At 60.7% G+C, this 23,120-nt stretch carries 20 protein-coding genes; 4 read left to right on the top strand and 16 right to left on the bottom strand.

The genetic code is table 11. The annotated features are described in order from the left end of the window. Nucleotides 1-247: 247 nt before the first annotated feature. Both T424_RS0112655 and T424_RS0112650 read left to right on the top strand, forming a co-directional pair. Nucleotides 248-1,093 carry a TIGR02587 family membrane protein gene (locus T424_RS0112655; RefSeq protein ID WP_027488060.1) on the top strand — a complete coding sequence of 282 codons (846 nt, stop codon included), beginning with the start codon at nt 248-250 and terminating at the stop codon, nt 1,091-1,093. A gap of 10 nt (nt 1,094-1,103) precedes the next feature. Continuing rightward, complete coding sequence (locus T424_RS0112650) at nt 1,104-1,514, top strand: TIGR02588 family protein (RefSeq protein WP_027488059.1); 411 nt, start codon at nt 1,104-1,106, stop codon at nt 1,512-1,514. Nucleotides 1,515-1,583: 69 nt separating this feature from the next. On the opposite strand, the gene T424_RS21765 is transcribed toward T424_RS0112650, so the two are convergent. The 12 genes from T424_RS21765 to T424_RS0112585 form a co-directional block, all read right to left on the bottom strand. Next, on the bottom strand, nt 1,584-1,913 hold the full coding sequence (locus T424_RS21765; RefSeq protein WP_051558958.1) for a hypothetical protein: 330 nt from the start codon (nt 1,911-1,913) through the stop codon (nt 1,584-1,586). A 227-nt stretch (nt 1,914-2,140) separates the two neighbouring features. Then, entirely contained in the window at nt 2,141-2,479 is a 339-nt protein-coding gene (locus T424_RS0112635) for a hypothetical protein (protein ID WP_027488058.1), read from the bottom strand. Between the two features lie 344 nt (nt 2,480-2,823). Then, on the bottom strand, nt 2,824-4,980 hold the full coding sequence (gene ligA, locus T424_RS0112630) for an NAD-dependent DNA ligase LigA (protein ID WP_027488057.1): 2,157 nt from the start codon (nt 4,978-4,980) through the stop codon (nt 2,824-2,826). Nucleotides 4,981-5,007: 27 nt separating this feature from the next. Then, nucleotides 5,008-5,856: an endonuclease/exonuclease/phosphatase family protein gene (locus T424_RS20910; protein ID WP_051558957.1), complete on the bottom strand. Its 849-nt coding sequence runs from the start codon at nt 5,854-5,856 to the stop codon at nt 5,008-5,010. A gap of 40 nt (nt 5,857-5,896) precedes the next feature. Beyond that, a complete protein-coding gene (cls, locus tag T424_RS0112620) occupies nt 5,897-7,345 on the bottom strand; it encodes a cardiolipin synthase (RefSeq protein WP_027488056.1) in 1,449 nt (482 codons plus the stop codon). Nucleotides 7,346-7,466: 121 nt separating this feature from the next. Further along, complete coding sequence (gene recN / locus T424_RS0112615; protein ID WP_027488055.1) at nt 7,467-9,140, bottom strand: DNA repair protein RecN; 1,674 nt, start codon at nt 9,138-9,140, stop codon at nt 7,467-7,469. A gap of 36 nt (nt 9,141-9,176) precedes the next feature. Next, complete coding sequence (locus tag T424_RS0112610; RefSeq protein ID WP_027488054.1) at nt 9,177-10,055, bottom strand: outer membrane protein assembly factor BamD; 879 nt, start codon at nt 10,053-10,055, stop codon at nt 9,177-9,179. A 204-nt stretch (nt 10,056-10,259) separates the two neighbouring features. Then, the gene (gene lpxC, locus T424_RS0112605; protein ID WP_027488053.1) at nt 10,260-11,216 is read right to left on the bottom strand and encodes a UDP-3-O-acyl-N-acetylglucosamine deacetylase; all 957 of its coding nucleotides are present in this window, start codon (nt 11,214-11,216) and stop codon (nt 10,260-10,262) included. Between the two features lie 267 nt (nt 11,217-11,483). Then, nucleotides 11,484-13,298, bottom strand: coding sequence for a cell division protein FtsZ (gene ftsZ / locus T424_RS0112600; protein WP_027488052.1), 1,815 nt, complete (start codon nt 13,296-13,298; stop codon nt 11,484-11,486). A gap of 97 nt (nt 13,299-13,395) precedes the next feature. Next, nucleotides 13,396-14,724 carry a cell division protein FtsA gene (gene ftsA, locus T424_RS0112595; RefSeq protein WP_027488051.1) on the bottom strand — a complete coding sequence of 443 codons (1,329 nt, stop codon included), beginning with the start codon at nt 14,722-14,724 and terminating at the stop codon, nt 13,396-13,398. Next, on the bottom strand, nt 14,721-15,656 hold the full coding sequence (locus tag T424_RS0112590; protein ID WP_407921397.1) for a cell division protein FtsQ/DivIB: 936 nt from the start codon (nt 15,654-15,656) through the stop codon (nt 14,721-14,723). Before T424_RS0112590 ends, ftsA begins: the two co-directional genes overlap by 4 nt. After that, a complete protein-coding gene (locus tag T424_RS0112585) occupies nt 15,644-16,570 on the bottom strand; it encodes a D-alanine--D-alanine ligase (protein ID WP_027488049.1) in 927 nt (308 codons plus the stop codon). The genes T424_RS0112590 and T424_RS0112585 overlap by 13 nt, the downstream gene beginning before the upstream one ends. 299 nt (nt 16,571-16,869) lie before the next feature. Here T424_RS0112585 and T424_RS0112580 point away from each other — a divergent pair, with 299 nt between their 5' ends. Beyond that, nucleotides 16,870-18,174: an MFS transporter gene (locus T424_RS0112580; RefSeq protein ID WP_027488048.1), complete on the top strand. Its 1,305-nt coding sequence runs from the start codon at nt 16,870-16,872 to the stop codon at nt 18,172-18,174. A 34-nt stretch (nt 18,175-18,208) separates the two neighbouring features. After that, on the top strand, nt 18,209-18,439 hold the full coding sequence (locus T424_RS22880) for a hypothetical protein (protein WP_027488047.1): 231 nt from the start codon (nt 18,209-18,211) through the stop codon (nt 18,437-18,439). Between the two features lie 16 nt (nt 18,440-18,455). On the opposite strand, the gene murB is transcribed toward T424_RS22880, so the two are convergent. From murB to ftsW, 4 genes are read right to left on the bottom strand one after another with little or no spacing between them, the layout of a single operon-like run. After that, nucleotides 18,456-19,430, bottom strand: coding sequence for a UDP-N-acetylmuramate dehydrogenase (gene murB / locus T424_RS0112570; RefSeq protein WP_027488046.1), 975 nt, complete (start codon nt 19,428-19,430; stop codon nt 18,456-18,458). Further along, nucleotides 19,427-20,842, bottom strand: a complete 1,416-nt coding sequence (murC, locus tag T424_RS0112565) for a UDP-N-acetylmuramate--L-alanine ligase (RefSeq protein WP_027488045.1) — start codon at nt 20,840-20,842, stop codon at nt 19,427-19,429. Before murC ends, murB begins: the two co-directional genes overlap by 4 nt. Beyond that, nucleotides 20,839-21,960 carry an undecaprenyldiphospho-muramoylpentapeptide beta-N-acetylglucosaminyltransferase gene (gene murG, locus T424_RS0112560; protein ID WP_027488044.1) on the bottom strand — a complete coding sequence of 374 codons (1,122 nt, stop codon included), beginning with the start codon at nt 21,958-21,960 and terminating at the stop codon, nt 20,839-20,841. Before murG ends, murC begins: the two co-directional genes overlap by 4 nt. 4 nt (nt 21,961-21,964) lie before the next feature. Next, complete coding sequence (gene ftsW, locus T424_RS0112555; RefSeq protein ID WP_027488043.1) at nt 21,965-23,119, bottom strand: putative lipid II flippase FtsW; 1,155 nt, start codon at nt 23,117-23,119, stop codon at nt 21,965-21,967. Between the last annotated feature and the right edge of the window lies 1 nt (nt 23,120).

Below are 23,120 nucleotides of genomic sequence, written 5' to 3'. Positions count from 1 at the left end.
TGAAAATGCTCTTCTTTGACGCATTTTCGGACGGAAAACCGGTGTCCACTTTTCCTGAAAATGCTCTTCTTTGGCGCATTTTCGAACGGAAAACCGGTGTCCACTTTTCCTGAAAATGCTTTGAATCCCCGATGACACTCACATGATCCCGCCCGGTAAAGCCTGTCTTTGCCGGGCGGGATTTGGCGTCCACGCGGATGTGGAACCTTTTGCGGCCTGATGGTTTTGGACAGCGAGGGGGACGTCCATGACCAATGCGGCGCTTTCAACAGGCAGGCATCTCAGTTTCCTTGGACTGGCGCGGGGCCTTGCCGGCTCGCTTTTGTTTTCCCTGCCAATGCTGATGACCATGGAAATGTGGTTTCTCGGCTTCTACATGGATCGGCTCAGGCTTTTTCTGCTGCTGCTTCTCAATATTCCCGTCCTTGTCATATTGGCGCACCGCATCGGCTTTGAACGCACGATCGGCTGGCGGGATGCCGCTCGCGATGCTGTGATCGCCTATGCGCTGGGTATTTTGGCAAGCGCCATGATTCTTGCCGTTTTCGGAGTCATGACTTTTGACATGCCTCTTCGCGAAACAATCGGCAAGATTGCCATTCAGGCGGTACCAGCCAGCATTGGCGCCATGCTGGGGCGCAGTCAGCTTCAAGCCCGCTCCGAAATGGGGGAAGACGACGATGACGGCAACGCCTCGGAAACGGGTTACGTCATCGAAATGCTGATGATGGCCACCGGGGCCATGTTCCTTGCCTTCAACATGGCGCCAACCGAAGAGATGATTCTGATCGCCTACAAGATGACGGCCTGGCACGCGCTGGTATTGATCGCGCTCTCCATCCTGCTCATGCACGGCTTTGTCTACACACTCTCCTTTCCGGGCGGCCATAGGCTCGAAGAGGGCGTTCCGGGCTGGCACGCACTGATCCGCTTTACCCTGCCCGGTTATGTCGTTGCCCTGCTGGTCAGTGCCTTGCTTCTCTGGCTCTTCGGCAGAATGGATGACACGGGAGCTTTCGAAATCACCATGACCGTTATTGTTCTGGGCTTTCCTGCCGCGGTGGGCGCGGCCGCTTCACGGTTGATTTTATGAGGCCGCTGCCATGACCATCACGAAACAGGGCGGAAATATCGAAAACGCCGCGCCGCATTGGCTGGAATGGGTGGTTGGCGCCGTCTCCACGCTGGTGGTTGCCGCCTTGATAGGCTGGATCGGCTATGAGGCCGTAACCGCCACCAGCGCCCCACCGGATCTGACCATTCACAAGCTCGGAACCGACCGTCTGGAGGCTGGCTGGCGCGTGAATTTCGAAATTCGCAATCACGCGCCCAGTTCCGCGGCAGGTGTAGAGGTGCGCGGCGAAGTTCTTGACGGCAGCGAACCGCTGGAAGGTGCGGAAGTGACCTTCGATTATGTTCCAGCCCATTCACGCGCCCGCGGCGCGCTGATCTTCACCCACGATCCGAAAGACAAGACCCTCCGGCTCTCCGCCGTCGGCATGACCGAACCATAGGATCTCTGGGTAATCAGCGTTGCGCGGACCGGAAAACCGGCGGCGAGATTTCCCGGAAATGCTTCAGGCCTATTCGATCGTATAGGTGCCAACCTCGCAAAGATCGAGCTTGTCGGTAACGTCGTAAAGCTCTGCATCGGGCTCGAATTCTGCCAGCAGCGCATATTTGCAGGATTTTCCGTCTGTCGGAACAGAAACCGTCCGGCTCTTGCCCGCGCCGATGCTTTTACGGTTCAGCACCTCGACCTTCGCACCCTTTCCATCAAGCGGACGGAACGTCACGCGCACAATGGCGGCTTTGCTATGATTTTCCAGGGTGATCTGATGGCTTTCCGCCGCCATGGCCGAGCCGGAAAACAATGTTGCAAAAGCAATGCCTGAAACGGTGACGAAGCGCATGAAAACCCCCGATGCAAAAGACCGTTCCAGCCATGCAACGGGATGACGACACATTCAAGCGCCGCCATCGGCCAATTCTGGTCCCGATCCTGTCGGCGGGCTTATACCAAGGGTCATTGAAAATGACCCTTGGTATTCTCCTTTCGAATATCTCAGGCCTCTGACGCAGTTGAGATATTCGAAATCCCCTCAAGGCGAGGATGCGTTCGCATCTTCGAGCCTTGCTATTAGCGGTCGCGCAGCGTGTAACGGCCAACGCCGCACAGATCGACCTTGTCCATCAGGTCGTAATAGCCGCCATCCTGCTCGAACTCGCCCAGAACGCCGTATTTGCAGGTGCCGTCATTGGGTACGGAAATCACCCGGCTCTTGCCAATGCCAAGGCCGTGCTTGTTCAGCACTTCCGTCTTGCCGCCCTTTCCATCGATGGAACGGAAGGTCAGGCGGATAAGGGCGGCCTTGGTATCGTTGACGAAGACGAACCGATGGCTGTCGGCAGAGTAAGGTGTGCCGGTCATGACCGTGAAAGCGGCCAGACCAAGCCCGAAAAGCTTGAAGATACGCATAATGTCCCCACAAAACAAAAGTCATGCATCATCGAAAGACGGATTTGCTAGAGCATTTCCAGCAAAAGTGTAGTCGGTTTTGCGTCCGGAAATGCGCCGAAACAAGAAGTTAGAGCATTGTAGGTGAACCCGTGTTCACCGGAAGTGCTCTAGGACAATCCCGCACCCGACAACGCGGCAACAACCATGCATGGTGGAAGATCAATTTCAAGATGTGGATCGGCACCGATCACCGTTTCAGCAAAGGTATAAACCGGTTTTCATCACAAAATACACAAAGCAAGGAGCGTATGTATTTTAGTGTAATTATAAATTGCTGAAGCACTCAAACAGGCCATTCTCGATCACCCGTTGATCAGCGCCAGCCATTCATCCTCGCTCATCACCGTCACACCCAGTTCGCGGGCCTTGTCCAGCTTGGAACCGGCCCCTGGCCCTGCCACCACGTAATCGGTTTTTTTCGAAACCGAGCCCGCCACCTTGGCGCCCAACCCTTCCGCACGCGCCTTGGCCTCGTCACGGGTAAAGCGCTCCAGCGAGCCGGTAAACACCACAGTCTTGCCAGCCACCGGGCTATCGCCAGTGGCCTGGGCTTGCGCCTCCTGCACGCGCACCTCTTCCAGAAGGCGCTGCACCACATCGAGGTTGCGGGGTTCCTTGAAGAACTCCACGATGGATGCCGCCACCACCTCGCCAATGCCCTCTATGGCGTTCAACTCGTTCCAGGCCTCGCCGAATTTTGGCGCCGCCGCCTGCATGGCCTCGGAAAAATGCGCATAGGAGCCATAAGAACGCGCCAGCAGCTTGGCCGTGGTTTCACCCACATGGCGAATGCCAAGCGCAAAGATGAAGCGTGAAAGCGCAATCTCGCGGCGTGCATCGATGGCCTCGAACAGCTTGCGCACGCTGACACGCCCGAAGCCCTCGATATTTTCCAGCTTGGTGAGCGAGGCCTCCTGCCGGGCCTTCAGCGTGAAAATTTCGGGCGCCCTGCGGATTTGCAGGGCCGGATCTTCGCTGTCGAAAAAGAAGTCCACCTGCTTCGTACCAAGGCCCTCAATGTCGAAGGCATTGCGGGAGACGAAGTGCTTGATATGCTCCTTGGCCTGCGCCGAGCAGACAAAACCGCCGGTGCAGCGCGTGACCGAGTCGAGCTTTCCGGTCTTTTCATTGCGCTCGCGTACGGCATGACTGCCGCATACCGGGCAGGTCTTTGGAAAATCATAAGCGACAGAGCCCTCGGGGCGCTTTTCCAGCACCACATCCAGCACCTGCGGAATGACATCTCCCGCACGCTGCACGATGACGGTATCGCCTTCGCGAATATCATGATCCTTGGGACGGATGCGTTCGCCACTATTGCCGATCCCATGAATATAATCGGCATTGTGCAAGGTGGCATTGGTGACAACCACGCCGCCCACGGTGATCGGTTCCAGCCGCGCCACCGGCGTCAGCGCGCCGGTTCGCCCCACCTGAATGTCGATACGCTCGATACGGGTAAAGGCCTGTTCGGCGGGAAACTTGTGCGCCGTCGCCCAGCGCGGCGAGCGCGAACGAAAGCCCAGCCGCGCCTGAAGGTCCAGCCGGTCCACCTTATAGACCACGCCGTCGATGTCATAATCGAGATCGGCACGTTTCAGCCCGATCTCGCGGTAATGCGCCAATATCTCATCCACCGAGGTCAGCCGCCGTGTCAGCGGATTGACCGGAAAGCCCCAACGCCGGAACACCTCCACCATGCCATGCTGCGTGTCGGCGGGCATTTCGCCTATCTCGCCCCAGGCATAGGCGAAGAATTTCAGCTTGCGGCTGGCCGTTACCTTCGCATCGAGCTGGCGCAGGGAACCGGCGGCGGTGTTGCGCGGGTTCACATAGGCCTGCCTGCCTTCCGCCTCCATCTGCGCATTCAGCGCCAGAAAATCGCTCTTGGCCATATAGACCTCGCCGCGCACCTCCACCACATCGGGCGCATCGGCCGGAAGTTCGGTCGGTATCTCCTTGATGGTGAGAATATTGGCGGTGACATTTTCACCCGTCGTGCCATCGCCCCGCGTGGCCGCCGTCTTCAGCTTGCGGCCCTCATAGCGGATCGACATGGAAAGCCCGTCGATCTTCGGCTCGGCGGTGAAGGCAATGGAATTGTCCGGTATCTGGCCGAGAAAGCGATAGACGGAGGCAACGAAATCCTGCACGTCCTCATCCGAAAACGTGTTGTCCAGCGACAGCATGGGACGCGCATGGGTAATCTGTGCGAACACACCCGCAGGTGCGGCTCCCACCCGCTGCGAGGGGCTATCACTCAATACCAGCGCGGGAAATTGCCTCTCGATCGCCTCGTTGCGCCGCTTCAGCGCATCGTAATCGGCGTCGGAAATCTCCGGCCTGTCCTTGCCGTGATAGAGCGTATCATGACGGGCAATCTCGTCTGCCAGCCGCCGAAGCTCGGCGCTTGCCGCCTCTTCCGTCAGGTGTTCCACCGGGATCAGTTCGTCCGCCATTGCAGCCTCCAGAATGTCGCCGTCTGGTCATAGCGAAAAATCGCCGGAGGAAAAGCCCTCTTGCTGCGCTTTGGCAGCGGCGGTGAGATCGATCCGGGCCTTGAGCGGCAGATGGTCGGAGGCAAGCCGTGCCAGCGGGCTGTCATGCACGGCAATATCCGACAGAACGCCCGGCCGGTTGGTCAAAATGCGGTCGAGCGCCAGCACCGGCAAGCGGGCGGGAAAGCTTGGAACAGGCGCGGGTAAAGGCCCGAACACCGGCTCGAAACGGGTCAAGGCCGAGCCTGGACCAACCCTCCACTCGTTGAAATCGCCCATCAGCACCGTCGGGCAATCGCTGCGGGCCTTGATCAAATCCAGAATGAAATCCGCCTGCTGGCGCCTGGCCCAGCGCAACAGGCCAAGATGGGCGGCAATGATCCGCAATTCCCGCCCTTCGCCCAGGTCGATTTCCGCCACCACCGCGCCGCGCGGCTCCAGCCCCGGCAGCACGCAGGGCCGCACATCGCGCACCATGCCTTCGCGAAACAACAACACGTTGCCACGCCAGCCATGCGAGCGCGGCATTCCTGAAACCGGCACCCGCGTCAGCCCCATTTCATGGCTGAGGCGGGCCATGTCCAGCAGCCCCACCCGGTCGCCGAACCGTCTGTCGGCTTCCTGAAGGGCAATCACATCCGGCCCGATTTCCCGAATGACCTGCATGACGCGGTCGGGATCGAAGCGGCGATCCGTTCCCACGCATTTATGCACATTGTAGGATGCCACCCGCAGGCCGGGCCTTTCCGTATCCGCTACCGCCGTCACAGGCCGCCCGCGCCGGTTGCGCAGGGACGCCATGACCTGCGCGGCAAGGTTATGGTCTTTTTTCTTCATCACATGCAATACCGCCGCCGGTTTTGAAAACTTGTCCCGATCAGAGATAGGGCGAACCCAGCCAAAGTACACGTTCCAGCAACCGGATCGCGAAAGGCCTTGCCCGCAGGGCGTCCAAGGTCACTTCTTCCGCACCATGTCTGCTCTGCGCAATGCGACGCTCTATAAACCCTGCAAAATCGTCATCGTAGACCTCAAGGTCGATTTCGAAATTCAGGCGCAGCGAGCGCGAATCGAGATTGGACGAGCCCACATAGGCCCACCGCCCGTCCACAACCAGCAGCTTGGAATGATCGAACGGCCCGTTGGCACGGAATATACGGCAATCATTCTTCAGGATCGCCTCGAATTGCGCCGTCATGGCGCGGCTGACGATGGCCAGATTGTTCCTGGACGGCACGATGATCTCAACCTGCACGCCGCGCCGCGCCGCCGTTGCCAGCGCCGAAAGAAACACATTATCCGGCAGGAAATAGGGCGACATGATGCGGATGGAACGTTCCGCCACCGAAAACGCCCCCATCAGCACCCGCTGGTTAACCTCGAGATTGATGTCCGGCCCGGAGGCCACCGCCCGGACGAAAGGCACCGTGCCCGCTTCCCCCGCAGAAAGCCGGATCTGCCATGCATCCCCCTTCAGAACCTCGCCGGTCTCGAAGGTCCAGTCTTCGGCGGCAACCGCGAAGAGATCGGCCACCACCGGCCCCGTCACCCTGAAATGCGTGTCGCGGGAGGCATCCGGCCCACAAAAGCCCTCGCGCACATTCATGCCGCCCATAAAGGCCAGCGCCCCATCCACCACCAGGATTTTGCGGTGGGTGCGCAGGTTCGCATAGGGCATTCGAAGCCCGGTAATGACGCGGCCATTGAAGGCGGCCACCCTCACCCCGCCCTCTTTCAGATAGGACAGAATGCTGGGTGTGCTGTAGCGGGCGCCCACCGCATCCACCAGCACCCGCACCTCCACGCCGCGCGCTGCCGCCGCGATCAGCCGGTCGGCCATGGCAATGCCCGCCGAGTCGCGATCGAAAATATAGGTTTCCATCAAGATGCCATGCTCGGCCTGATCGATGGCCTGCTGCATGGCCGCATAGGCGGCATCGCCGGTGAGAAGCGGCTCCAGCCTGTTGCCGGAGGTCAGCGCCCGGCCCGCTACCTTGTCGCCCAGCCGCCGCAACTGTTCCAGCCGCGGGCCGAAACGCGCTTCCACCTCGCCGGGCTCGATGGCATAGGGCGCCAGCGCCTGACGCAGGCGGCTGCGCCTGAGATTGCGCCGCGCCATGAAATTGGCCCGCCGGACCCGGTTGATCCCCACCAGACCATAAATCACCGCCCCGACAATGGGTGAGAGAATGATGACGCCAACCCAGGCGATGGCGGAACGCACGTCCCGCTTGGTCATGGCCACATGCACCGCCGCCACCGTGCCAAGCAGCGTGGAAACAACGGCCAGAATATGCGGCCAATAGGTTTGCAGCAGATCAATCATGGCTCACCATCGCAGAGAAAGACGGGAGCGAAAAGACGGGAAAACAAAGGGAACAGCGCATGGCCTGAAGACGCATGACAGCGCCCTCTTGTTCCATCGCGCGCGTGAGGCGGAGGGGTTGTCAGCTCTCGGCGGCCAGAAGCTTTGCGGCGGCAGCACGGGCCTCGTCCGTCACCTCGGCCCCCGCCAGCATCCGGGCGATTTCTTCCCGCCGATGGTCCGGGCCAATGGTTGCCACACGGGTTGCGATGCGCTCATCTCCCGCGCTGGCCGGGCCCTTGGAAATCAGCAGATGCGTTGCCGCACGCGCCGCCACCTGCGGCGCATGGGTGACGGACAGAACCTGCACGCGCGCCGAAAGCCTTTTCAGCCGCTGGCCAATGGCATCTGCCACCGCTCCACCAACTCCGGTATCGATTTCATCGAAAACCAGCGTGGGCGCCGACCCGCGATCGGCAAGCGCCACCTTGAGCGCCAGCAGAAAACGCGAAAGCTCGCCACCGGAGGCCACTTTCATGATAGGCCCAGGCCGCGTGCCGGGATTGGTCTGCACGTGAAACTCGACCGTATCGATGCCTTCCGCAGCCGCATTGGCGGGATCGGCAGTCACTTCCACCATGAAACGCGCCCGCTCCAGCTTGAGCGCCGGAAGCTCGGCCATCACCGCATCGGCAAGGGCGGCAGCCGCATGGCTGCGCTTTTGCGAAAGGGCGGATGCCGCCTGATCGAAGACGGCGCGGGTTTCCGTCACCGCCGCTTCCAGCCGCGCCAGCTTTTCCTCGCCGGCATCGAGATCGGCCAGATCGGTCATCATCTTTTCCGCAAGGGCCGGAAGATCGGCAACGGCCACCGAAAATTTGCGGCCAGCGGCGCGCAGGGCAAACAGCCGCTCTTCCACCCGCTCCAGCTCACGCGGATCAAACTCGGTGCGGCGCAATGCGGCCTCCACCTCCATCTGGGCGCTGGAAAGCGTATCCAGCGCACTGCCCAGCAGAGAAACGGTTTCTTCCAGCAGGCCGGGAGCCTCGCCGCTCTTGCGCTCCAGCCGCCGCATCAGCGAGGCGATCATCGGCACGGGGCTGGCATTGCCGTTCAGAAATTCGCTCGCCTCGGCAATGTCACCGGCAATGCGTTCGGATTTCTGCATCCGGGCGCGGCGCTCGGCAAGCTCCTCTTCCTCGCCCTCCTGCGGGCTCAGCCCTTCCAGCTCCTCCACGGAGGCGCGCAGATAATCAGCCTCACGCGCCGCCGCCTCCACGCGGGCGCGATGCGTCTTGAAGGCCCGCTCTGCCTCGCGCCAGCGGCGATAGGTCTCACCCAGCGCCTGCGCTTCCTCGGTCAGCCCCGCAAAGGCATCCAGCAGAATGCGATGGGCACCCGTGTCCACCAGTGCGCGGTCATCATGCTGGCCATGAATTTCCACCAGATGCTGACCTGCCTGCCGCATGAGCTGCACGCTGACCGGCTGATCGTTGACATAGGCGCGGGTGCGGCCATCGGCGGATTGCACCCGCCGGAAGATCAGTTCGCCATCGTCATCAATGCCGTTTTCGCGCAAAAGCAGACGCGCGGCGTGGCTCGCGCCCACGTCAAAAACCGCTGTTACCTGTCCCTTGTCCTCGCCATGGCGCACAAGGCCACCATCACCGCGCCCGCCCAGCGCCAGTGAAAGACTGTCGAGAAGAATGGATTTGCCCGCGCCCGTTTCACCCGTCAATACGGAAAGACCCTGCGAAAAGCCAAGATCCAGCCTCTCGATCAGCACAATGTCCCGGATCGAAAGCTGGACCAGCATGGCGTCTCACGTCTCTTCGAAAAAGGGCAACCGAGATCAGGTGGCGGAATCGCCGAGCAACAGCCTTTTGCCTGCACGCGAAATCCAGGATTCCTGATTCTCGCGCGGCTCAAGCCCGCCGCCCTTCAGCAGATTGAAGCTGTCCTGATACCACTTGCTGTCAGGATAATTGTGACCCAGCACGGCAGCCGCCGTCTGCGCTTCCTGCGTGACGCCAAGCGCCATATAGGCTTCGACCAGACGCGCCAGCGCCTCTTCGATCTGGTTGGTGGTCGGATATTTTTCCACCACGGTGCGGAAGCGCTGGATGGAGGCCAGATATTCCTTGCGCTCAAGATAATAACGGCCAACCTGCATTTCCTTGCCGGCCAGCTGGTCGCGGGCAAAGCGGATCTTCACCTGAGCGTCCTGAACATATTCCGAGCTTGGATAGGTATCCACCACCTTCTGCATGGCTTCGATGGTGCGGGTGGAATATTTCTGGTCCTGCGTGACGGACGGGATCTGACGCCAGTTCGAAAGACCGACCAGATACTGCACATAGGCCGAATCCTTCGATTCGGGATAGAGCGTCATGTAGCGCGTACCGGTGGAAATGGCTTCGGTGTATTTGCCCTGACGATATTTGACGAAGGTGCTCATGACCAGCGCCTTCTGCGACCAGTCGGAGAAGGGATTCTGTTTGTCCACCGCGTCGAACTTGCGCGAGGCCTCGGCCAGATTTCCGGCCTTGATATTGGCAAGGCCCTGATTATAGAGGGTTTCCGGCGGGTCCGTCTCGGCGGCCAGTTTGGTAATATCAATGTCCTTGTCGGTCTGGCAGGCCGTCAGCAGGCCAGCAGTGCCGAGCAGAGAAAGGCACAGCGTCATGGCACGCGCCGATTGATAGACCATGGAAGACTTCACTTCACTCATACGACAGATCCCGATTGCAGCGGCGCTTGTTGAGCCCTCGCCTTCGCAAGGCGTTTTAGCCATAAAGCCACGTTGAGGGCAACGCAATGGTGATGCATTCATACATTTTTATGGCCATCTGCTTTTCTCCACCTTTATTTTGCCGAAAAAAACAGCGGATAAAAAAAGAGCGCCCCGAGGCGCCCTGTTTTGAAGTTCCGAACGTCACGCGCTCCAGGGCGCAAAACCCGGCTCGTTGACGGCCACGAACTCGCGGGCGCGGGCCTGGGCAGAGCGGGCGCCCGGCGCTTCCACCACCTCATAGGCGGTTGTGTCGGACAAAAGCGCCTTCAGCGCCATGGAATTGACCTTGTGACCACCGCGATAGGAGCGGTAGCAGCCGATGAAGGGCGCACCGGCCAGCGCCAGATCGCCCACGGCATCGAGCGTCTTGTGGCGGGCGAATTCATCCGGGTAGCGCAGACCTTCGACATTCACCACCTTGTCGTCATCGGAGATGACCACGGAGTTTTCAAGCGAGGAACCAAGCGCCAGACCGGCGGCCCAGAGCCGCTCAACATCGCGCATGAAGCCGAAGGTACGGGCACGGGACAGTTCCGTCTTGAAGGTTTCCGGCGTCAGATTGCCCTTCCAGCCCTGACGGCCGATCAACGGGCAATCGAAATCGATTTCCACTTCGAAGCGCGTGCCGTCGAAGGGGCGGAACTCGCCCCAGGAGGCACCACTTTCGATGCGAACCGTCTTGAGTACGCGGATATAGCGACGCTTGACATCGAGATTGACAATGCCGGCCTGCTCGATCGCATCGATGTAAACAGCGGAACTGCCGTCCATGACCGGGGTCTCCGGCCCATCGACCTCGACAATGAGGTTGTCGATGCCCAACGAATAAATCGCCGCCATGACATGCTCGACCGTGGCCACCCAACGATCGGGCGAAAAGCCCAGAACGGTGCTGAGGTCGGTATTGCCAACCTGCGAGGAAACGGCCTTGAGTTCGGTGACACGGCCGTCGGCATGTTGGCGATGGAAGACGATGCCGGTACCGGCCTCGGCGGGCAGAAAGCTCATGGTTACGGGCTGGCCGGAATGCACGCCCGTACCCTTGAGGGTCGCCGGTTGCGCGATGGTGGTCTGGAAGCTCAGCAAGCCGATGGCCATGGACAGTTTACCTTTTAAAGCGTGCCGCGATCCCAGGTCATGGCCGCGGCATATATTTCGGCGCCTTGGCAAGAGGCTTGCCTGCCTCCTCCGCGCTCCTTGTCTCCCGGATATACGGGGGGAAACGCAACAAACCAAATCAATGTTTCTTTCCGATTGTTACGAAGTCATCCAATTGAAAAAACAATAAAAACCTGTGGAAACATTGCGTGATGGAACAAAAAAACCGGGCGCTGACGCCCGGTTTTGCAAGCCTTGTGAAACGCCTCAGTTGGACTGGCGGCGCAGGAAAGCCGGGATTTCCAGCTGGTCGTCATCGCTGCCCATGCGCGACTGCGGCACCTGACGGCCCTGCTCATCGAGATTGCCACGACGCGGGGCGTAGAGGCTGGCCTCGGAAGACATGGGGCGGCGCTGCGGCTGGGCCGGAGCGGCGGGGGCTGCCGGAGCTTCGGCAGCTTCTTCACCGCGACCGAGCGAGGAGGTGATCCGGCGCAGCAGGCCCATGGGACCGCGTTCTTCATTCTGCTGCGGAGCAACAGCCTGGGCGCGATGATCGATTTCGGCCTGCACGACGGGCGAGAAATCCTCGACCTTCGGCATACGGGCCGGTTCCGACGGGCGCAGCGCCACGCTCGGTTCCTGACGCACCGGCTGCTGCATGGCCGGGCGGCTCATGACAGGCGCCTGCGGCTGGGCAACGGGCTCAGACTGGCGGGCCGGGCTCGGCTCGGAGACGGCAAAACCGGAGAAGAGCTTGCTCTGCGGGCGGAAGTCTTCAGCCGGAGCGGCTGCGGGCGCAACCGGAGCGGCAGGCTGGGCCTGCATGGCAGCCTGGCGGGCAACGGCGATTTCCAGCTCGCGCTCAAGCTCGGCTTCGGCAGCGCGGATCTGGTCTGCGATCGGATCGGCAGCGCGCGGTGCAGCAACCGGAGCCGGAGCGACCGGAGCGGGAGCGGCCTGCATGACGGGTGCGGGCTGCGGGGCGGGTGCCGGAGCAACCGGAGCGCTCATCACCGGAACGGGCTGGGCTGCCGGAATGGCCACCGACGGACGCACGATCGGCTTTGCCGCCATCGTGCGCATTTCCGCGCCACGGGCTTCCAGCGCATTTGCGGCGCGGTCGATGCCGGTGGCAACCACGGAAACGCGGATCAGACCTTCCAGCGCCTCGTCGAAGGTCGCGCCGAGGATGATGTTGGCATCCGGATCGACTTCCTCGCGAATGCGGGTTGCGGCTTCGTCCACTTCGAACAGGGTCAGGTCGCGGCCACCGGTGATCGAGATCAGGAGGCCCTGGGCACCCTTCATCGACGTTTCATCGAGCAGCGGATTGGCAATTGCGGCTTCGGCGGCCTGCATGGCGCGGCCCGGACCCGATGCCTCGCCGGTCCCCATCATGGCGCGGCCCATTTCGCGCATGACCGAACGGACGTCGGCGAAGTCGAGGTTGATCAGACCTTCCTTGACCATGAGGTCGGTGATGCAGGCAACGCCGGAATACAGCACCTGGTCGGCCATGGCGAAGGCGTCGGCAAAGGTGGTCTTGTCGTTGGCGATGCGGAAGAGGTTCTGGTTTGGAATGACGATCAGCGTATCGACAGACTTCTGAAGCTGTTCGATGCCGGATTCGGCCAGACGCATCCGGCGCGCGCCTTCGAAGTGGAACGGCTTGGTGACGACGCCCACCGTCAGAATGCCCTTGTTGCGGGCGGCCTGCGCCACGACGGGAGCCGCACCCGTGCCGGTGCCGCCGCCCATGCCGGCGGTGACAAAGCACATATGCGTGCCGTTGAGGTGTTCGATGATTTCATCGATGCATTCCTCGGCGGCCGCACGGCCCACTTCCGGCTGGGAACCCGCGCCGAGACCTTCGGTGACATTGGCGCCAAGCTGGATGATGCGCTCTGCCTTGGTCATGGTCAGGGCCTGGGCATCGGTGTTGGCCACCACGAAATCCACGCCCTGGAGACCGGCGGTGATCATGTTGTTCACGGCGTTGCCGCCGCCGCCACCCACGCCGAAAACGGTGATGCGCGGCTTCAGCTCGGTAATGTCCGGCTTGTGCAGATTGATGGTCATACTTTCCGTTCCTTCTTTCCCTGGCCGCATCACCACGCGCGCCACGTCACTTTAGTCTGCAAGGCCCGAATCGATTCTTCACCGGGGGGCCGGTCTGTCAAAAACTCTCTTTCAGCCATTGTCCCACACGCATCATGCGGCTGTTTCCTGCGCCAGCGGAGAAAAAGCCCCCGTGGCTGGCAGGAATTTCCTGATCGGCCACCTGCGGATAGATCATCAGACCCACAGCGGTCGAAAAGGCAGGCCCTTTCGCCGCAACCGGCAGGCCGGAGACACCCATCGGGCGGCCGATCCGGACGTTGCGGGCCAACATTCGCCGCGCGACTTCCGGCAGACCGGTCAATTGGCTTGCGCCACCGGTCAGCACCACTCGTTTCCCGACCACAGGGCTAAAGCCCGAAGCGTGGATGCGGTCACGAATCATCTCCAGTGTCTCTTCAATACGCGCTTGAATGATTCGCGTCAGCAGGGAACGTGGCACTTGTGTCGGTAAATCGCGATCGTCCTCGCCGATCGGCGGAATGGAAATGACGTCGCGGTCGTCCGCGCCGTTGGAAATGGCCGTTCCATGCACCACTTTCAGCCGCTCGGCGTCTTCGATGCGGGTGGAAAGACCACGGGCAAGATCCGTCGTGACATGGTGTCCGCCAATGCCGATGGCATCGGTGTGAATGAGCTTGCCTTCGGCAAAAACGGAAATGGTCGTGGTGCCACCGCCCATGTCGATGGCCGCGCAACCAAGTTCCACCTCATCGTCCACCAGCGCTGCAAGACCGCTGGCGTAAGGCGTTGCCACCAGCCCCTCCACCGTCAGATGGGCGCGGTTGATGCAAAGTTCCAGATTCTTCAGCGCGGGCCGTTCGGCCGTCACCACATGCATGTCCACGCCCAGCGTATCACCGAACATGCCAAGCGGATCGCGGATGCCGCGCTCTCCATCCAGCGAAAATCCAGCCGCCAGCGAATGCAGCAACACGCGGTCGCGCCGCTGCGATTGCTGGTTTGCCGCCGCCAGCACGCGGCGCAGATCGGCATTCTCGACTTCCTGGCCGCCAAGGTCGATGGTGGCCGTGTAGACATCGGAGCGGATGCGCCCGGCCGAAACATTGACGATCAGACTGTCCACCGTAAGGCCGGCCATGCGCTCTGCCGCGTCAACGGCCAGCCGCACCACGCTTTCCACCGCATCGATGTCGGCAATGACGCCGGATTTCATGCCGCGCGAGCGCTGATGGCCAATGCCGATGATCTCGACATTATGCGTGCGGCCCGGCAGCACATCGCTTTCCTTGCGCGGCGTCAGCCTGCCGATCATGCACACCACCTTGGTGGAGCCGATGTCCAGCACCGAAACCACATGGCTGCGCTTGGCCGAAAGCGGCTTCATGCGTGGCAAACCGAAAGAAGAAGACCCGAATATGCTCATATCCGCTGCTCCGCCTGGGAAACCGCCTTGCTGCGGGCGAGAACCGCCTTTTGACGGCGCTGGTCGGCCTCGGGCGAAAGTTGAACGGCCATCCGGTCGGGCAAACGCAGGTCCACGGCCACGATGTCGCGTTCCAGCAATTTCTGCTCGCCTTCCATCCGCGCCAGACGCGCCAGCGCCGCACCCACTTCCTCTTCCGGAAGCTTGACGAGTACGCCGTTATCGAGATGCACGTCCCAGCGACGGCTTGCCACCCGCACATAGGCCTTGATGCGCGCCTTGATCTGCGGCCAGCCATCGAAATCGGCATCGACATCCTGCGCCGCAACTTCCGCATCCCGGCCGACGAACAGCGGCAGATTGGCGAATTTGTTATCGCGAAGCGGGGCGATCACGCTGCCGCTTCTTTCGATCAGCGACAGTTCCGTACCGTGCTGCCAGATGCCATAGGCCTCGCGCTCCTTGATGTTGACCTCGATGGTGCGCGGATAGATCTTGCGCACTTCCACCGATTGCACCCAGGGCAGTTCGGCCACGCGGCGGCGCGCGTCATCGGCATCGATGGCCACCAGCGAGGTTGCCCCGTCCAGCCCCAGCGACTGCAACACGTCGATCTCGGATGTGTGCACATTGCCGGAAAGCTTGACGTCCTCGATGGCAAAGCCGGCGGAAGAAGTCATGTATTCGGAAACCACGGGCCAATGGCCGCCCTGCACCACGCCATATCCGCCAACAAAGGCGCAATAAACCGCAAAGGACAGCTTGCCGAGATGAGCGGGCACAGCGACCTTGCCGGTGCAAAGCGCCAGCATGAAGCGGGAGACACGCCGCAGCGGGCGCGGCAAAACCATGCCCGCATCATCGGACACCATGGCAGGCGCCCGCCCGGCCTTGCGCCTCTCACCCGATTTTCTGGCGCCTATCGCTCGCACGAAGCGTCCTCCACCATCCAGCTGACGAGATCCTTGAAGGAAATACCGGCATGAGCGGCCATTTCCGGAACCAGCGACGTCGGCGTCATACCGGGCTGCGTATTGACTTCGAGCCAGACAAGCTCTCCCTCTTCGCCGAACCGGTCGTCATAGCGAAAATCCGACCGGCTCACGCCACGGCACCCGAGCGACTCATGCGCCTTGACCGCCAAGTCTTGTATTTTTTGGTAAATTTTCGGTGAAAGCGGTGCCGGAATGATATGGGACGAGCCACCCTCGGCATATTTGGAATCGTAATCGTAGAAGCTGTTGGCCTTGGCTACCACCTCGGTCACATCCAGCGCCTTGCCATCCATGACCCCACAGGTCAGCTCGCGCCCTGCCACATATTTCTCGACCATCACCGTATCGCCATAGCGCCAGTCGGCGGAGCCGATGATCTGCGGCGGGTGCGACTGGTCTTCCTTGACGATAACCACCCCGAAGCTCGACCCCTCGCGCACAGGCTTCACCACATAAGGGGGCGCAACGGGATGCTCGCCCGCAACGTCGAAGCGCGACATGACCTTGCCGAAAGCGGTGGGAATGCCTGCCGCCGCCGCCACTTTCTTGGCCTGCCCCTTGTCCATGGCAAGCGCGGACGCCAGCACGCCGGAATGCGTATAGGGAATTTGCAGATATTCGAGAATGCCCTGAATGGAGCCATCCTCCCCATAGGGGCCATGCAATGCATTGAAGGCAACATCCGGCCGCAACGCCAAAAGTTGCGAGGCAACATCGCGGCTCACATCCACGCGCGTCACCTTGTATCCGGCCTCTTCCAGCGCAATCGCACAGGCATTGCCGGAAGACAGGCTGACCGGCCTCTCCGACGAAAATCCGCCCATCAATACAGCGACGTGCCTGGAACCCATGTGAACCTCAATGCGAAATCGAACAGACTTTAAACTCATGCAGGCTTGCGCCCGGCTTGCGGCGGAATCACGCGATTCCACCATCTTCATCGATTAGACGTCATTAAGGTTAATGAACCGTTTACTTTCGTTAACCGCCCGGCAAATTCCTGCGCCAGTGAAAACCACCTCTACGGGCAATCGCCCCGTGATTTGCAGGGAAATTGCGGCTTTTCGCTTTCCCGCCTTAGAAAATTGCGTTAAGGCGCCCTCACTTTTCTTGAAAGAACAGAAATGAAACCTATCAGTGGATTTGACCCATGACTGAAGCTTCCCGCTCCGTGTCGCCATCCTCTGAGCCGTCGGCGCCTGCACATGTCAATTCTCCTGCGCGCGTCCTCACGGCCAGCCTGGTCGGCACGACCATCGAATTTTTCGATTTTTACGTTTACGCAACCGCCGCTGTGCTTGTTTTCCCGACGCTTTTCTTTCCGAACAGCGATCCGATGACGGCGCTGCTGGCCTCTTTCGCCACCTTCTCCATCGCCTTTTTTGCCCGTCCCATGGGCGCGGTGGTCTTTGGCCATTTCGGCGACCGGATCGGGCGCAAGGCAACGCTGGTTGCAGCCCTCCTGACCATGGGCATTTCCACCGTCATCATCGGCCTGTTGCCGACCTATGAGCAGATCGGCGTTGCTGCACCGCTGCTTCTGGCGCTTTGCCGCTTCGGCCAGGGCTTCGGTCTTGGCGGCGAATGGGGTGGTGCGGTGCTGCTGGCCACGGAAAACGCTCCCGAAGGCAAGCGCAACTGGTATGCCATGTTCCCGCAGCTTGGCGCCCCGGTTGGCCTGTTCCTGTCCTCCGGCATTTTCTGGCTGCTGCTGCATGTCATGTCCAAGGATGCCCTTGTTGCCTGGGGCTGGCGCGTTCCCTTCATTGCCTCCACGCTTCTGATCGGCGTTGGCCTCTGGGTGCGTTTCTCCATTTCCGAAACCCCCGCCTTCCGCAAGGCCATGGCAGCGCATGAGCGCGTGGCCGTGCCGGTCAAGGAAGTGTTCGGCAAATACAAGCGCAGCCTGTTCCTCGGCACCTTCGTGGCGCTCGTTACCTTCGTGCTTTTCTATATCGGCACGGCGTGGCTCCTGTCCTACAATGTCAAGGTTCTGCAAATTCCCTTCATCGATGCCCTTGAGATCCAGATCCTCGGCGCGGTGGTGTTCGGTATTTTCATTCCGCTGACGGCCAAGGTGGGCGACAAGATCGGCCGCCGGCTGTCGCTGATCGTCATCACCATCCTGATTGCCGCCTTCTCATTCCTGCTGCCGGTGCTGCTGACGGCAGGCGAAACGGGCGTGGCGATCTTTGCCGCTGGCTCCATGGCGCTGATGGGCATGACCTATGCCTTGATCGGGGCAGCCCTTGCCGCCCCCTTCCCCACCAGCGTTCGCTATACCGGCGCATCGCTGACCTTCAACTTCGCCGGCATCGTCGGCGCATCGCTGGCGCCTTACGCCGCCACCTGGTTGCAAACCAATTACGGCATGGCAGCCGTCGGCTATTATCTCGGCCTTGCCGCCGTGATCACGCTGGTCTGCATTCTGGCCTCCGGCCAGGAAGAGGTATGATAATCATCGGGCATCGACACGGATCGATACCTGCTTGAACCAGATTCTGAACAACAGAAAACGCCGCCAAGTGATTCCACTGGCGGCGTTTTTCATGAAACTCTTGCTTCATCTTTCGCATTTTCGGACGGAAAACCGGTTCCCACTTTTCCTGAAAATGCTCTCTCTTACCGCATTTCCGGACGGAAAACCGGTTCCCACTTTTCCTGAAAATGCTCTCCCTTACCGCATTTCCGGACGGAAAACCGGTTCCCACTTTTCCTGAAAATGCTCTATGGCGCTTACTCGCTCGTGACCCCCATAAAGGGCGCCACTTCGCGGCCCTCCATGAAATTGCCGATGCGCTTGATTTCCCATTGCAGCTTGATGCCCGAATTTTCGAAGACAAGCTGACGGATCGTCTCGCCCAGATATTCGAGATCATAGGCCGTGGCGTGACCGGCATTGATCATGAAGTTGCAATGCAGCGACGACATCTGCGCGCCGCCGATCATCAGACCGCGACCGCCAGCCTCGTCGATCAGCTCCCAGGCCGAATGGCCGGGCGGGTTCTTGAAGGTCGAACCGCCGGTTTTTTCCTTGATGGGTTGCACGGTTTCACGGTGCTGGCGCACGGCATCCATTTCGGTGCGGATCTTGGCCTTCTCATCCGCATAGCCTTCGAACAGGGCGCTGACGAAAATCAGGTTTTCCGGCGCATTCGAATGGCGATAGCTGTAACCCATCTGCTCATTGGAGAGGATATGCGTATTGCCCTGGCGATCCACCGCCTCGACTTCGACGACTCGGGCTGCCGTTTCACCGCCATTGGCGCCCGCATTCATGCGCAGCGCCCCGCCAATCGAGCCGGGAATGCCGTAATAGAAGGCAAAGCCACCAATATTATGATCCATAGCCATGGCGGCAATGTGCTTGTCCGGGCAGATGGCGCCAGCGCGAATGCGGTTTTCACCGGCAATTTCCAGCGAACCGAAACCCTTGGCCGACAGGCGGATGACCACACCCGGAATGCCGCCATCGCGCACCAGCAGGTTGGAACCCACGCCCACCACCGTCAACGGCACGTCTTCCGGCAGAAGCTTCAGGAAGGCAACCAGATCTTCCTTGTCATGCGGGTGGAACATCAGTTCCGCCAGACCGCCAGCCTGAAACCAGGTCGCCCGGTCCATGGGCGCATTCGGCGTCAACCGGCCCCGCAACGCATCTACACCAGGCCCGAGCCGAGCCAAAAGCTTATCCCCATCCACCTGTTTCATTCAGACTTTCCTGACAGCAATTCCAATTCTTTGGGCAGCGCCGCTGCCCATTGCGTAATATTTCCCGCCCCCAAAAGGACCACAAAGTCACCCGGTTGCGCAATGGCAGAAATGAGGCGCGGCAATTCCTCAGGGGAATTCAGGAAGCGCGCATCACGATGACCGCCCGATTTGATGCGCGAAACCAGCGCTTCGGAGTCGATTCCTTCAATCGGATCTTCCCCGGCAGCATAGACAGGTGCGAGCAGAATACTGTCTGCATCGTTGAAACAATTGGCAAAATCGTCAAAAAGGCTTGCCAGACGCGAATAGCGATGCGGCTGATGCACGGCAATGATGCGCCCTGCGCATGACTCACGTGCTGCCCGCAAAACTGCCTTGATTTCAACAGGGTGGTGGCCGTAATCGTCGAAAACCTGCACCCCGTTGAAACTTCCCGTGAGCGTAAAGCGACGCTTCACGCCGCTGAAGCCGGAAAGGCCTTTGCGAATCGCTTCCTCGGAAATTCCCAGCCGGTTTGCCACGGCAATGGCGGCGCAGGCGTTGGAAATATTGTGACGGCCCGGCATGGGCAGCATCAGCTCCTTGAACTGGAACACGCGGCCCGTGCGGCGGCGGCGGATTTCCACGTCGAAATAAGATTTCGTACCATCCAGCCGCACATTGGAATAGCGCACATCGGCCTGCGGGTTTTCGCCATAGGTGATGACCTTGCGATCCTCGATGCGCCCCACCAGCGCCTGCACTTCCGGGTGGTCGAGACACATGACGCCGAAGCCATAGAAGGGCACGTTTTCCACGAATTGCCGGAACGCGGCCCGCACGGCGTCGAAATTGCCGTAATGGTCCAGATGTTCGGGATCGATATTGGTGACGACTGCCACATCGGCGGGCAGTTTCAGGAATGTGCCGTCCGATTCGTCGGCTTCCACCACCATCCACTCACCCTCGCCCATACGGGCATTGGTGCCATAGGCATTGATGATGCCGCCATTGATGACGGTCGGATCGAGCGATCCGGCCTCCAGCAGCGCCGCCACCATGGAGGTCGTGGTGGTCTTGCCATGGGTGCCGCCAATGGCGATGGCATTGCGGAAACGCATCAGCTCCGCCAGCATTTCAGCCCGGCGCACCACCGGCAACAGCTTTTCGCGGGCGGCGATCAGTTCAGGATTGTTCTTCTTGATGGCGGTGGAAACCACCACCACTTCCGCATCGCCAAGGTTTTCGGGCTTGTGGCCAACGAAAACCTCGATGCCCTTGGCGCGCAGGCGCTGCACATTGGCGCTGTCGGCCTGATCGGAACCCTGCACCCTGTGGCCGAGATTATGCAGCACCTCGGCAATACCGCTCATGCCAATGCCGCCGATCCCGATGAAATGGACAAGCCCAATGCTTTGCGGCATTTTCATTTCTGCATTCCCTTCACAGCATCAATCGATTGTCCCGCCGAGATAGCCCCAACCAGATCGGCAAGCAAGCCTGCGGCTTCCGGCTGGCCGGTCTGCCGGGCCGCCGCCGCCATGGTTTCCAGCTTTTCCGGTGCATCCATCCAGGCGGTTATCAGGTCACGGATTTTTTCCGGCGTCATTGCTGCCTGCTTCACCACCAGCGCGCCGCCCTGTTTTTCAAGAGCAGCGGCATTGGCTGCCTGATCGTGGTCGAGCGCGTAAGGATAGGGCACCAGCACGGAGGGTCTGCCGATGACGGCAAGTTCCGAAACGGTGGAAGCCCCAGACCGGCAGATCACCAGTTGCGCGGACGCAATGCGCGCGGCCATATCACCGAAGAAGGGCGAAACCTCGGCCGGAACCGCAAGCTTCTGGTAGCATTCGCGCACCCGCGCCTCGTCTTCGGGCCGGGCCTGCTGCGTGATCCTCAGCCGCTTGCGCTGGCCCTCCTCCATCAGGCAGATGGCATTGGGAATGGCATTGGAGAAATGCTGTGCACCCTGGCTGCCGCCAAACACCACGAGATGAAATGGCTGGCCGTCTTTCGCCGCTTCGTAAGGCAGCTTGGCGGCCTCAAGCACCGCAGGCCGCACGGGATTGCCGGTGACAACGGTTTTTGCCGCAAAGGCGCCGCCTGCTGGCAGGAAGCCGCCCGCAATGGCCCGCACCCGCGAGGCCAGAAGCTTGTTGGCGCGCCCCATCACCGCGTTCTGCTCGTGAATGAGGGTTGGCACATTGCCAGCCGAAGCCGCCATCAGCGGCGGCACGGTGGGATAGCCGCCGAAGCCCACGACCGCGACAGGCTTCAGCCGGGCGATCAGCCGCTTTGCGGCGCGATAGCCCTGCCAAAGGGTCAAAAGCGATCTTGCCACCGCAACCGGATTTTTGGAGCCGATGGTGGCCGATGGCACGACGTGGATCTCGTCGGCCGGAAACTTGCCCGCGTAACGCTCGGCCCGCTTGTCGGTGACAAGATGCACGCTGAAGCCGCGCGCCTTGAGTTCATGCGCCAGCGCCTCGGCTGGAAAAAGATGGCCGCCGGTGCCCCCGGCGGCGAGAAGAATAAGTCCGCTCGACATGTTTTTACTCCGCTGGAACGCCCTGCATGGAGCGGAAAAGCCGCCTTGCCTGCGACCGCTTTTCCGGCCTGTGGCGTGTCAGCGCCAGAATGAAGCCTGCCGTGACGCAGATGGCCACCATGGACGAGCCGCCATAGGAAATCAGCGGCAGCGTCATGCCCTTGGCTGGCAGAAGCTCAAGATTGACGCCGATATTGATCATCGATTGCACGCCGATTTGCAGCACAAGACCCGCCACGGCAAAACGGTTGAAATCATTGCGGTCGCGGTAGGCGTGATTGAGACCGCGAAGGACGAGGAAAGCAAAAATCGCCACCAGCAGCAGGCAGAAGGCAATGCCGAATTCTTCCGCTGCCACCGAGAAGATGAAGTCTGTATGTGCATCGGGAATGACGCGCTTGACGATGCCTTCTCCCGGACCCACGCCAAACCAGTTGCCGCGAATGATGGCCTCGCGCGCGGTGTCCACCTGGAAGGTATCGCCCTCGCCCGTCATGAAGCGGTCGATACGGCCTGCCACGTGCGGCATGGTGTAATAGGCCCCGACAGACCCAAGGCCACCGATCACGGCCAGCAGGATGATCCACAGCCACGGCACGCCCGCCATGAAGAACATGCCGCCCCAGACCACGGAGGTCAGGATGGTCTGGCCGAAGTCCGGCTGCACCATCAACAGCGCCACCACCATGATGTAAAGCAGGATGGCGAAGAGGTTGCCGGGAATATCCGGCTGGCGGGCATGTTCGGCAAAAAGCCAGGCGCAGACCACCACGAAGGCGGGCTTCATGAATTCCGAGGGCTGGATGGACAGGCTGCCGAAATTGATCCAGCGATGCGCGCCCTTGACTTCCGGCCCAAAGAACAGCGCCAGGATCATCAAGCCCATGGAGGCCATGAGGATCAGCACGGCGGCGCGGCGCACCTGCCGCGGCGAAAGAAAGGAAAGCCCGATCATGGTTGCCAGCGCTGGCAGCGTGAAGGCCGCGTGACGCTTGACGAAGTGGAAGCTGTCGAGCCCGATGCGTTCGGCCACCGCAGGCGATGCCGCAAACGAAAGCATGAACCCGATGCCCATCAGAAGGACGAAGGTGATGAGAAACAGCCGGTCGATGGTCCAGAACCAATCGGCCAGCGCTCCACGTTCCGCGCGGCTTACCATG

This window comes from Allorhizobium undicola ORS 992 = ATCC 700741 (genome assembly GCF_000621665.1).
Taxonomy (GTDB): Bacteria; Pseudomonadota; Alphaproteobacteria; order Rhizobiales; family Rhizobiaceae; genus Allorhizobium; species Allorhizobium undicola.
The sequence above is the reverse complement of the archived record's forward strand: the minus strand, read 5'-3'. Positions and strand labels throughout refer to the sequence as shown.